At 56.4% G+C, this 11778-nt stretch carries 12 protein-coding genes; 9 read left to right on the top strand and 3 right to left on the bottom strand.

Annotation, left to right across the window (positions count from 1 at the left end):
- Both DD606_RS09470 and DD606_RS09465 read left to right on the top strand, forming a co-directional pair.
- Window positions 1-1049: DUF2339 domain-containing protein (locus tag DD606_RS09470; RefSeq protein WP_139158315.1), on the top strand; the 1049-nt coding region annotated here is incomplete at its 5' end.
- Window positions 1046-2425, top strand: a complete 1380-nt coding sequence (locus DD606_RS09465; protein WP_063855042.1) for a DUF3999 domain-containing protein — start codon at window positions 1046-1048, stop codon at window positions 2423-2425. The genes DD606_RS09470 and DD606_RS09465, both read left to right, overlap by 4 nt.
- 49 nt (window positions 2426-2474) lie before the next feature.
- Here DD606_RS09465 and DD606_RS09460 read toward each other — a convergent pair whose 3' ends face one another.
- The gene (locus DD606_RS09460; RefSeq protein WP_003859113.1) at window positions 2475-3077 is read right to left on the bottom strand and encodes a peroxiredoxin C; all 603 of its coding nucleotides are present in this window, start codon (window positions 3075-3077) and stop codon (window positions 2475-2477) included.
- Window positions 3078-3204: 127 nt separating this feature from the next.
- Window positions 3205-3786, bottom strand: coding sequence for an ACP phosphodiesterase (gene acpH / locus DD606_RS09455; protein ID WP_045343223.1), 582 nt, complete (start codon window positions 3784-3786; stop codon window positions 3205-3207).
- A gap of 92 nt (window positions 3787-3878) precedes the next feature.
- Between acpH and queA the strand changes: the two genes are divergently transcribed.
- The 7 genes from queA to DD606_RS09420 all read left to right on the top strand — a co-directional run bounded on the left by queA (window position 3879) and on the right by DD606_RS09420 (window position 10537).
- The gene (gene queA / locus DD606_RS09450; RefSeq protein ID WP_006809916.1) at window positions 3879-4949 is read left to right on the top strand and encodes a tRNA preQ1(34) S-adenosylmethionine ribosyltransferase-isomerase QueA; all 1071 of its coding nucleotides are present in this window, start codon (window positions 3879-3881) and stop codon (window positions 4947-4949) included.
- 53 nt (window positions 4950-5002) lie between these two features.
- On the top strand, window positions 5003-6130 hold the full coding sequence (gene tgt / locus DD606_RS09445; RefSeq protein ID WP_003859110.1) for a tRNA guanosine(34) transglycosylase Tgt: 1128 nt from the start codon (window positions 5003-5005) through the stop codon (window positions 6128-6130).
- A gap of 22 nt (window positions 6131-6152) precedes the next feature.
- On the top strand, window positions 6153-6485 hold the full coding sequence (gene yajC / locus DD606_RS09440) for a preprotein translocase subunit YajC (protein WP_003859109.1): 333 nt from the start codon (window positions 6153-6155) through the stop codon (window positions 6483-6485).
- Window positions 6486-6512: 27 nt separating this feature from the next.
- Window positions 6513-8360, top strand: coding sequence for a protein translocase subunit SecD (gene secD / locus DD606_RS09435; RefSeq protein WP_003859106.1), 1848 nt, complete (start codon window positions 6513-6515; stop codon window positions 8358-8360).
- Window positions 8361-8370: 10 nt separating this feature from the next.
- A complete protein-coding gene (secF, locus tag DD606_RS09430) occupies window positions 8371-9342 on the top strand; it encodes a protein translocase subunit SecF (protein WP_003859105.1) in 972 nt (323 codons plus the stop codon).
- Window positions 9343-9480: 138 nt separating this feature from the next.
- Window positions 9481-9846, top strand: coding sequence for a VOC family protein (locus DD606_RS09425; protein WP_022650456.1), 366 nt, complete (start codon window positions 9481-9483; stop codon window positions 9844-9846).
- A 10-nt stretch (window positions 9847-9856) separates the two neighbouring features.
- Window positions 9857-10537: a YafY family protein gene (locus DD606_RS09420; protein WP_006809913.1), complete on the top strand. Its 681-nt coding sequence runs from the start codon at window positions 9857-9859 to the stop codon at window positions 10535-10537.
- Window positions 10538-10655: 118 nt separating this feature from the next.
- Here the strand turns inward: DD606_RS09420 and DD606_RS09415 are convergent, their stop codons facing one another.
- Window positions 10656-11540, bottom strand: a complete 885-nt coding sequence (locus DD606_RS09415) for a nucleoside-specific channel-forming protein Tsx (RefSeq protein ID WP_032610182.1) — start codon at window positions 11538-11540, stop codon at window positions 10656-10658.
- Window positions 11541-11778 lie beyond the last annotated feature (238 nt).

Raw genomic sequence — 11778 nt, 5'->3', positions numbered from 1 at the left:
AGGAGTTATCGCTTCTGGCAGGCGTGCTGGCGCTGACGGCGGCGTCGACCTGGGGATGGCGGCAGGCTGCCGCTCGTCTGGCATGGTGGGAGCTGGATGCCAGCAAATGGCTGCTGTGGCCGGTGATGCTGCTGATGGTGCTGTATCAGGTCTCGCACCAGCAGATTCTGGCGGCCGGCTGGGCAAATCTGGCCTGGGCTATCGCGCTGCCTGCCGCCCTGATGCTGCTGCGGCGCGACGAAGATAAACTTCTGCCGCGCATCTCAATGGGGCTGCATCTGTCGCTGTTGTGGATGATTTTACTCGCCCTTGCCGCCGAGCTTTACTGGTTTGCCCGCTCCCTGCCATGGGGCATGGCGGCCTGGGGAAGCGGCATTGCGATGGCTGTCGGCGGTGGGGTGATTATGGCGCTCTCCGCGGCCGTACGGCGTCGCGGGTGGCCTTTCCGGGTATGGCCTGCGCTCTACGCCTGCCTTGCCGCGATCCCTGTGGTTGTGGCGCTGGTGGTATTGCTGGTCGTGACCAATTTCCAGGACGGTGTGGTCTATCGAAAGACCTGGCTGCCGCTGGTGAACCCGCTTGAGGAAGGGGCGGCGTTCGCGCTGCTGGGGCTGGTAGTATTTTATCGGGCAGTGGATCGCTACTATCCGGCATCGCTTGCGCAGTCCCGACCTTGGCCCGCCGTTGTGCTGATGGCGCTTGGCTTCTGGTGGCTCAACGGCGCGTTGCTGCGTGCGCTGGCGTGGTACGGCGAGGTGGCCTGGAACATGGAATCGCTGTGGCATTCGCGGCTTATTCAGACCACCTTTGCCCTGTTCTGGATGTTCTGCGCGCTGGTGGTGATGATCCGCGCCACCCGTCAGGCCTCCCGTCAGCAGTGGCTTGGCGGTGCGGCGCTGCTGGGGGTGGTGATGCTCAAACTGATGCTGGTGGACAGCGCGGGCGGTGGCGGCCTGGCGCGCGCCGTCGCGTTTATTGGCGTGGCGATCCTGGTCCTGATTGTGGGCTATTTCTCGCCGCTACCGCCTAAAGCAGGAGAAGAAAAATGAAATGGATGAATGCGGTTGTTTGTGCAGCACTGCTGGCCATGGCCGGTCCGGCATTCAGCGAGGGCGCGCCAGCGGAATCCCCGCGGGATTATGCCTACGGCCTGTCCCTTGATACCTCTGCATCTTCGCCGTGGTATCGGGTCATGCTGCCGCTGGCGATTTATCAGCAGAGCACATCGCCCGATCTGCGCGACGTGCGCGTGTTTAATCAGTCGGGCGAGCCTGTACCGTTCAGCCTGGTTACTACGACGCGTCCGCAGCCGGCACCGACCACCACGGCGCTGCGCCTTTTTGCGCTTAACGCCTCGCCGGGCGGGGAAGAGGACAGCGGCGATAAAATTATGCTACGGGCCAGAAACGGTGTGGAAATTGTGCTGGAAGGGCAACACGCTGCGGCTGCCGGACAGCACTATCTGCTGACCCTGCCGGAAAACGCGACGGAGGTTCCGCTCTCTCAGCTCCAGCTTTTCTGGGACACGCCGCAGGGCTCGTGGCAGGGGACGGCATCGGTCTATTACAGCGAGGATCTGAAAAACTGGTATACCTTGCGCGAAGAGATGCCCCTGCTGGACGTGATGAGCGGACGGGAGCGCCTGAAGCTCGACCGCATCGATACCGATCTGGTGTTATCACCTGAGGCGAATCGCTATCTGCTGCTGGTGCTGAACACGGGACGTTCTGCCCTGACGTTAACCGGCGTCAACGCGATTAACGCGCCTGCGCAGCCGGAATCAGAGCACATTAGCCTGGCGGGAGAGGGGGAGCGGTTATCCGAAAGTGAAGCCGTGTGGCGCTGGAAACATCCGCAGCCTCTGAGTGCGATCGCCTTCATGCTGAATGACGACGGCGTTCTCCCGGCAGAAATAGCCTGGCGGGGGGCGGACAAGGATCGATGGCATACGCTGAAAAAAGAGGTGATCTACCAGCTCGGCGGCAAAACGGCTGAACCTGTTCCGCTCCCTGGCGGGCTGGTCGAGGCGGTAAAAATCAAGACCCTCAATGCGCGTTTGCCTGAGAACCTGCCGGGCGTGATAGGGCAGCGCGTGCGCTACGATCTGGTGTTTAACGCGCAGGGGAAGGGGCCGTACCTGCTCGCGTGGGGGAACGGGGCTGCGAAACCGGCGAGCGTGGAGACGGATATGCTGATCCCGACCGAACTGCGTAAAACCTACGATCTGGCAGCCTTGCCGATGGCGGATACGCTGGAACCTGTCCCGCTGGGGGGCGAGGCGCGTTTAACCGCGACGTCTGCGGCTGAGCAGGAAAGCAGAATGAAAACGCTGATGGTCTGGGGCGTACTGATTGCGGGGGTGATGGTGCTTGCGGGTATGGCATGGCGCATCTGGCGCGAGGTAAAAAAAGACGGCGCAGCATAAGCCATAAAAAAACCCGCGTATTCGCGGGTTTTTTCGTAAACCGTGCCGATTACAGGCTGGATACGTTCTCAGACAGGTATTTAGCTACGCCGTCTGGGGAAGCCGCCATACCTTCTTTACCTTTTTCCCACTGAGCCGGGCACACTTCACCGTGCTCTTCGTGGAACTGGAGCGCGTCAACCATGCGCAGCATTTCGTCGATGTTACGACCCAGCGGCAGATCGTTCACAACCTGGTGACGAACGATGCCGTTTGCATCGATCAGGAAAGAACCACGCAGTGCAACGCCAGCGTCCGGATGTTCGATACCGTAAGCCTGCTGGATTTCGCGTTTGATGTCCGCAACCATCGCGTATTTCACCGCACCGATGCCGCCGTTTTCGACAGGGGTGTTACGCCATGCGTTGTGTACAAATTCAGAGTCGAAGGAGACGCCAACCACTTCCACGCCACGCTTCTGGAATTCTTCGTAACGTTTGTCGAACGCGATCAGCTCAGACGGGCAAACGAAAGTGAAGTCCATTGGCCAGAAGAACAGAACGGTCGCTTTACCGTTGGTATGCTGTTTGAAGTTGAAGTTTTCAACGATTTCACCATTGCCCAGAACGGCGGCAGCTGTAAAATCCGGAGCCGGACGAGTTACCAGAACCATATGATTCTCCTGTAGATACTAAGGTTATTTGGAACGCAACGCGGGCCAGTATAGAGGCAGTACGGGAATAAGACAAAGAGGTGGTAACAATCGTTCCACCAGCTTTTACCTATCAATCATACCGGCATCACAGTTCTTTATTTTTCGCCTGCGTCATCATACGCGGGTAGAACTGCCAGAAGCGGGTTTCCAGCGCATCGTAATGTTCATCCAGGTCATGCCATGAGTCGCGCAGCGCGTCCAGACGCGGTCGACGGCTCGCCATGCCGTTCAGGACGTTCTGAATGAAATCCATCTCGCGGTATCGCTCCAGCCAGCGTTCAGACCAGAGATAGTTATTCAGATTCACAAAGCGCGGCGGGGAGTCCGGCAAAATGATCGACACCTGCGCGTGGGCGTAGCGCACAAACTCAGGCAGCGACATATCAGGCGACAGCTGCGGCCAGTGGCGCGACAGGAAATGATCCCACATGACGTCGAGCGTGATCGGCGCCACCCGTCGCGTTTCGGGGCGGAACCAGGTTTTGGCTTCCGTCACTTCCGGCAGGTTATCGGTCAGCACGTCGATGCGGCGGTGCATAAAAATTCCGTCGACAACCTCAGGGGAATACGCTTCCGCCGGGTTGCCGCGTACAAAATCGGCCAGCAAATTGCCGGAGAGGGAGCTGTCCGCGAGGTGAGCGAGATGCAGGTGAGCGAGAAAATTCATGCGTTTTCGTTGTCCGGTGGCGGCTAGTTGTTGCAGCAAAAGGGTGTGAGCACTAGACTATGCCGCCTGTTTTTAAGTCACGAGTATACGTCATGCGCGTCGCCGATTTCTCCTTTGAACTACCTGAATCCCTGATTGCTCACTACCCCATGCCTGAGCGTAGCAGCTGTCGCTTGCTGTCACTGGACGGGCCAACGGGCGCGCTGACGCACGGTACTTTCACCGATCTGCTCGACAAGCTCAACCCTGGCGATCTGCTGGTCTTTAACAATACCCGCGTGATCCCGGCGCGTCTGTTTGGCCGTAAAGCCAGCGGCGGCAAGATTGAGGTGCTGGTCGAACGTATGCTCGATGATAAACGTATTCTGGCACATATTCGCGCCTCCAAAGCGCCGAAGCCGGGCGCGGAGCTGCTGCTGGGGGATGACGAGAGCATCAAAGCGACCATGACCGCGCGTCACGACGCGCTGTTCGAGGTGGAGTTCAACGACGAACGCACGGTGCTTGATATCCTCAACGCCATCGGCCACATGCCGCTGCCGCCGTACATTGAACGCCCGGACGAAGAGGCCGACCGCGAGCTGTATCAGACCGTCTACAGCCAGAAGCCGGGTGCGGTGGCGGCGCCAACGGCGGGCCTGCACTTTGATGAACCGCTGCTGGAAAAGCTGCGCGCCAAGGGCATTGAGATGGCCTTCGTGACGCTGCACGTCGGCGCGGGGACCTTCCAGCCGGTGCGCGTGGACAGCATCGAAGATCACATCATGCACTCTGAGTATGCCGAAGTGCCGCAGGAGGTTGTGGATGCGGTGCTGGCGGCGAAAGCGCGCGGTAGCCGCGTCGTGGCCGTCGGTACAACGTCGGTACGTTCCCTTGAGAGCGCTGCGCAGGCCGCGAAAAGCGAGCTGATTGAACCGTTCTTTGGCGATACGCAGATTTTTATCTACCCGGGCTATCAGTACAAAGTCATTGATGCGCTGGTGACCAACTTCCATCTGCCTGAATCGACGCTGATTATGCTGGTTTCCGCGTTTGCGGGGTATCAGCATACGATGAACGCCTACAAGTCTGCGGTAGAACAAAAATATCGCTTTTTTAGCTACGGTGACGCGATGTTTATCACGTACAATCCGCAGGCTTTGAATGAGCGTGTCGGGGAATAAGTCCGCGGCACTGTGTTACAACGTTGGACTGTTTTTCTGACGTCGGAGAAAAAATGAAATTTGAACTCGATACCACCGATGGTCGCGCGCGTCGCGGTCGTCTGGTGTTTGATCGCGGCGTGGTAGAAACCCCCGCGTTTATGCCTGTGGGCACGTACGGCACCGTAAAAGGAATGACGCCGGAAGAAGTTGAAGCCACTGGCGCACAGATTATCCTCGGCAACACCTTCCACCTGTGGCTGCGTCCAGGCCAGGAGATCATGAAGCTCCACGGCGATCTGCACGACTTCATGCAGTGGAAAGGCCCCATCCTCACCGACTCCGGCGGTTTCCAGGTCTTCAGCCTGGGCGATATCCGTAAGATCACTGAGCAGGGCGTACACTTCCGTAACCCGATCAACGGCGATCCAATCTTCCTCGATCCAGAAAAATCCATGGAGATTCAGTACGATCTCGGCTCCGATATCGTAATGATCTTCGACGAATGTACGCCATATCCAGCGGACTGGGACTACGCCAAGCGTTCTATGGAGATGTCCCTGCGTTGGGCGAAGCGTAGCCGCGACCGTTTTGACTCCCTGCAAAACAAAAATGCGCTGTTCGGCATTATCCAGGGCAGCGTTTACGAAGATTTACGCGATATCTCGGTTAAAGGTCTGGTAGAGATAGGCTTTGATGGCTACGCTGTCGGCGGTTTGGCTGTGGGTGAGCCGAAGGAAGATATGCACCGCATTCTGGAGCATGTCTGCCCGCAAATCCCGGCGGATAAACCACGATACCTGATGGGTGTGGGTAAACCAGAAGATCTGGTGGAAGGCGTACGTCGCGGCATTGATATGTTCGACTGCGTTATGCCAACCCGAAACGCGCGTAACGGTCATCTGTTCGTTACCGATGGCGTGGTGAAAATCCGTAACGCGAAGCATAAGAGTGACACCAGCCCGCTCGATTCCGAGTGCGATTGCTATACCTGTCGCAATTATTCTCGCGCGTACCTGCATCATCTCGATCGTTGCAACGAGATTTTGGGGGCGCGTCTCAATACCATTCATAATCTTCGTTATTATCAGCGCTTAATGGCTGGTTTACGTAAGGCTATCGAAGAGGGTAAATTAGAGAGCTTCGTGACCGATTTCTACCAACGTCAGGGGCGGGATGTTCCACCGTTGAACGTTGATTAATTTTAATAATGAGGGAATTTGAATGAGCTTTTTTATTTCTGATGCGGTAGCAGCAACGGGTGCACCAGCGCAGGGCAGCCCGATGTCTCTGATTCTGATGCTGGTTGTGTTCGGTCTGATCTTCTACTTCATGATCCTGCGTCCACAGCAGAAGCGTACTAAAGAGCACAAAAACCTGATGAACTCCATCGCGAAGGGCGATGAAGTCCTGACCAATGGTGGCCTGGTGGGTCGCGTAACCAAAGTAGCGGAAAACGGCTACATTGCTATCGCCCTCAACGACACCACTGAAGTGGTTATCAAACGTGACTTCGTAGCTGCCGTTCTGCCGAAAGGCACCATGAAGGCGCTGTAATCCCAACTTTTCCCAAAGGGAACTGCCGTGTTAAACCGTTATCCTTTGTGGAAGTACATCATGCTGGTCGTCGTGATTATCGTCGGCCTGCTGTACGCGCTTCCCAACCTGTATGGTGAGGATCCGGCCGTTCAAATCACTGGCGCGCGCGGTGTCGCCGCCAGTGAGCAAACGCTGATCCAGGTCCAGAAAACGTTACAAGAAGAAAAAATTACCGCTAAGTCTGTGGCACTGGAAGAGGGCGCAATTCTTGCTCGCTTCGACACCACCGACACGCAGCTCCGCGCACGTGAAGCGCTGATGGGCGTGCTGGGTGATAAATATGTCGTGGCGCTTAACCTTGCTCCTGCAACCCCACGCTGGCTGGCTGCGCTGAACGCAGAGCCAATGAAACTGGGTCTTGACCTGCGTGGCGGCGTTCACTTCCTGATGGAAGTGGATATGGATACCGCGCTCGGCAAGCTACAGGAACAGAATATCGACAGCCTGCGCAGCGATCTGCGCGATAAGGGCATTCCGTACACCACCGTACGTAAAGAAGATAACTACGGCATGAGCATCACGTTCCGCGACAGCGCGGCACGCGATCAGGCTGTGACCTATCTGTCTCAGCGTCACCGCGATCTGGTTATCACCTCTCAGGGCAGCAATCAGCTGCGTGCGGTAATGACCGACGCGCGTCTGAGTGAAGCACGTGAATACGCCGTTCAGCAGAACATTAACATTCTGCGTAACCGTGTAAACCAGCTGGGCGTGGCTGAGCCACTGGTACAGCGTCAGGGTGCAGACCGTATCGTGGTCGAACTGCCGGGTATCCAGGATACCGCCCGTGCGAAAGAGATTCTGGGCGCGACGGCGACCCTGGAGTTCCGTCTGGTTAACTCCAACGTTGACCAGGCTGCTGCGGCTTCAGGCCGTGTGCCGGGCGATTCCGAAGTGAAGCAGACCCGCGAAGGCCAGCCGGTTGTGCTGTACAAACGCGTGATCCTGACCGGTGACCATATCACCGACTCCACTTCAAGCCAGGATGAGTACAACCAGCCGCAGGTTAACATCTCGCTGGATAGCGCAGGTGGCAACATCATGTCTAACTTCACCAAGGACAACATCGGCAAGCCGATGGCGACCCTGTTCGTGGAGTACAAAGACAGCGGTAAGAAAGACGCCAATGGCCGTGCCGTGCTGGTGAAAGAGGAAGAGGTGATTAACATCGCCAACATCCAGTCTCGTCTGGGTAACAGCTTCCGTATTACCGGTATCAGCAACCCGAACGAAGCGCGTCAGCTCTCTCTGCTGCTGCGTGCCGGTGCGCTGATTGCGCCAATTCAGATTGTTGAAGAACGTACCATCGGTCCAACCCTGGGTATGCAGAACATCAAACAGGGTCTGGAAGCGTGTCTGGCCGGTCTGGCGGTGTCCATCATCTTCATGATCTTCTTCTATAAGAAGTTCGGCCTGATTGCGACCTCCGCGCTGATTGCCAACCTGGTGCTGATCATCGGTATCATGTCCCTGCTGCCAGGGGCGACGCTAACCATGCCAGGTATCGCGGGTATCGTTCTAACCCTTGCGGTGGCGGTCGACGCCAACGTACTGATAAACGAACGTATCAAAGAAGAGCTGAGCAACGGTCGTTCTGTACAGCAGGCGATTGAAGAAGGCTACAAAGGGGCGTTCAGCTCCATCTTCGATGCGAACGTAACAACACTGATTAAGGTTCTTATCCTGTATGCAGTGGGTACTGGCGCGATCAAAGGCTTTGCGATTACTACCGGTATCGGTGTCGCAACGTCGATGTTTACCGCTATTGTCGGCACCCGTGCCATCGTGAACCTGCTGTACGGCGGCAAGCGCGTCAAAAAGCTGTCTATCTGAGGAGTGCGTTGTGGCACAGGAATATACTGTTGAACAATTGAACCACGGCCGTAAAGTCTGGGACTTTATGCGCTGGGACTACTGGGCCTTCGGCATTTCAGGTTTTCTGCTGATCTTGTCCATCGTCATTATGGGCGTGAAAGGCTTTAACTGGGGCCTGGATTTCACCGGTGGTACGGTGATCGAAATTACCCTGGAAAAACCGGTCGATATGGACCAGATGCGTGAGTCTCTGCAAAAAGCGGGCTTTGAAGAGCCGCTGCTACAGAACTTCGGCAGCAGCCGCGACATCATGGTGCGTATGCCGCCGGTACACGATGCCAACGGCAGCCAGGAGTTGGGCAGCAAGGTCGTTCAGGTTATTAACGAAACGACCAGCCAGGACGCAACGGTTAAGCGTATTGAGTTTGTCGGCCCGAGCGTTGGTGCTGACCTGGCGCAGACCGGTGCGATGGCGCTGCTTGTGGCGCTGATCTCGATCCTGATTTACGTCGGTTTCCGCTTTGAGTGGCGACTGGCGGCAGGCGTGGTTATCGCCCTGGCGCACGACGTGGTGATCACCATGGGCATACTGTCCCTCTTCCACATTGAGATTGACCTGACGATTGTGGCATCCCTGATGTCCGTTATCGGTTACTCACTGAACGACAGTATCGTGGTATCTGACCGTATTCGTGAAAACTTCCGTAAGATCCGTCGCGGCACGCCGTACGAAATCTTTAACGTGTCGTTGACCCAGACGCTGCACCGTACGTTGATCACCTCCGGCACCACCCTGATGGTGATCCTGATGCTGTTCCTGTTCGGTGGCCCGGTGCTGGAAGGCTTCTCGCTGACCATGCTGATCGGTGTGTCTATCGGTACGGCCTCGTCTATCTACGTCGCGTCCGCGCTGGCGCTGAAGCTGGGCATGAAGCGCGAGCATCTGATCCAGCAGAAAGTCGAGAAAGAAGGGGCGGATCAGCCGTCCATTCTGCCGTAAGCGTCTTATGTAGTATCGAAATCCCGGCCTGCTGGCCGGGATTTTTTTTGTCTGCATCTCACAAACACTCCTGACAGTATGCTGTCAGGAGCCCTGTCGTAGACTCCTTCTGAACTCTAACAACAGGCAGGAGGACGTATGAAAAGTGTCATTAACTGGTTTGAAATTCCGGTCGCCGATATGGATCGCGCCACCAAATTTTATGAGTCGGTGATGCAGGTCGCGCTGCGGCGCGAGAAGATGGACGTGGCTGAGCTGGCGGTTTTCCCGCACGAGGATCCGGCCACCGGCGGCGCGCTGGCGAAATTTGACAGTGTTACACCCTCTTCGCAGGGCGCTATTATTTACCTGCATACTGACAATCTGGCGGCCACGCTCGATCGCATTGCTTCTGCGGGCGGTGAGTGCGTGTTTGGCCCGCTGGAACTGCCGCAAGGCATTGGCACTATAGCCCTGTTTACCGACAGCGAAGGTAATCGCGTCGGCCTCCATCAACCGGTATGAGAGTAAACCGATGACCCGACGCGCTGACCGTTTGTTCCAGATTGTGCAGATCCTGCGGGGCAGGCGTCTGACAACGGCAGCGCATCTGGCGGAAAGGCTTGGCGTGTCCGAGCGCACGGTGTACCGCGATATCCGCGACCTGTCGCTTTCCGGCGTGCCGGTGGAAGGCGAGGCGGGAAGCGGATATCGGCTAATGTCGGGTTTTGATTTACCCCCGTTGATGCTGACCAACAAGGAGTCCGAGGCGCTGATGGTGGCGATCCGTCTGCTCAAAACCTGGGGCGGGGAATCGCTGTCGCGCGAGCTGGAATCGGCCCAGGAAAAAGTGCTGGCGATCCTGCCAGAAGAGAGCCGCCGCAAAGCTGAACAGACGCGAATTTACGCGCCGGATATTGCCCTTCAGCCACACTCCCGTAGTGGTTTCGACGTGATCCACCAGGCAATTTCTGCCCTGCGTGTGCTGGCGCTGCACTATCGCGATGAAGCCGGGCAGTTAACCTGGCGTGAGGTTCAGCCGCTGGGGCTGTTCTTCTGGGGTGAGCACTGGCTGCTGGCCGCGTGGTGTGAACGGCGCGATGACTATCGCTGCTTCCGTCTCGACCGGTGTTTGCATATTACGCTGACGGAAAGACGCTTTAGCGAAAGCGCGGACAGGTCGCTGGCGGATTTTTTGCGCAAGGTGAAGCAGTAAAAAGCCGGGTGGCGAGGTAAAAGCAAAACGGCAACGATGTTGCCGTTTTTTGTGTTTGCGCCCTCTCCCGTGGGAGAGGGTAGGGGTGAGGGCACCAGCCCGCACAATCCCGCACTGATTAGAAGTTGTAACCCACGACCAGGTAACCGCCCCAACCGGTAGAACGAACGCTGAAGTCGCCGTTGCCGAAGTTCAGGCTGGCGTCGTCGTTCCACTGACCACCGTTGTGCCAGTAACGCGCAACAACAGAGTAGTGCCAGTGATCGTAGTTCAGCGCCAGGATGTGGCTGGATGCGATGGAGTCGTTAGTGCGCGCTTTTCTGCCGTTCAGGTCGCGGAAATCGTTATCGCCCAGGTCTGAACCCCAGTCAAAGTTGGTGAAGCCGATATAGCTCAGGTTGCCGCCCCACAGTTGGGTAATTGGCACAAAGTATTTCACTTTGAAACGGTAGCCATCCCACTCGTTCTCGTTCGCAGCGCCGTAGTTCTGCCACTGGTATTTTGCGTAGACGTTCATGGACAGGCTCATCGGCAGGCCAGTCTCAATGTCTGTACCCAGACCCATATACCAGGTGCTCTGGCGACCGGACTTGTTGCGGCCCATGTCGTAGATGTAGTTGTTTGCGAAATACCACTCTTTGAACGGACCAAACGCCAGACTGGTACCAGTCAGTTTATCAATGGAGAAGCGTGGTTCGATCTCCATGAACAGTGGGGAACCGTGGTTCCAGATACCTTTCGCGTCGGTGTTACCGCCGAAGAATACCGGTGCGTCCATGTAGCCATAGAAATCAAACCAGTCTTTTTTTGCGAATGCTTCGTACTCGAGGTAAGTATCGTTACGGATCTGCGGTCCGAAACGGGTATGGTAGCTGCCTACCACGTTAACGCTCTGGTGCCACCAGTCGGAGAGGTATTGTGGTTTGTCGTTTTCCGCTGCGTTAACAGTGAAAGAGGAGGACAGTGCCAGAACTGCACCGGCTGCGAGTAATGTTTTTTTCATAATCATGCCACTGATTGAAATTCCCTTCCGGGAGTGAAAAATGCGCGAATTGCGTTTCTAAATATTTCGTGTTTCTGCGGAGCCTATTATAGGAATCCTTGCTCACAAAAATATGTGTTGTTTCACATATCTCTCACATACGTAATCGATTGCGTTCACGTTTGCGTACTTTAGACGGGCGCGATTGTAGCGGCAATCATTTATGTTGCCAATCCATACGAAATGTAAATGTTAGCGG

The organism is Enterobacter cloacae complex sp. GF14B (genome assembly GCF_004136805.1).
Lineage (GTDB): Bacteria > Pseudomonadota > Gammaproteobacteria > Enterobacterales > Enterobacteriaceae > Enterobacter > Enterobacter hormaechei_C.
This window is presented reverse-complemented; position numbering and strand designations above follow the sequence as displayed.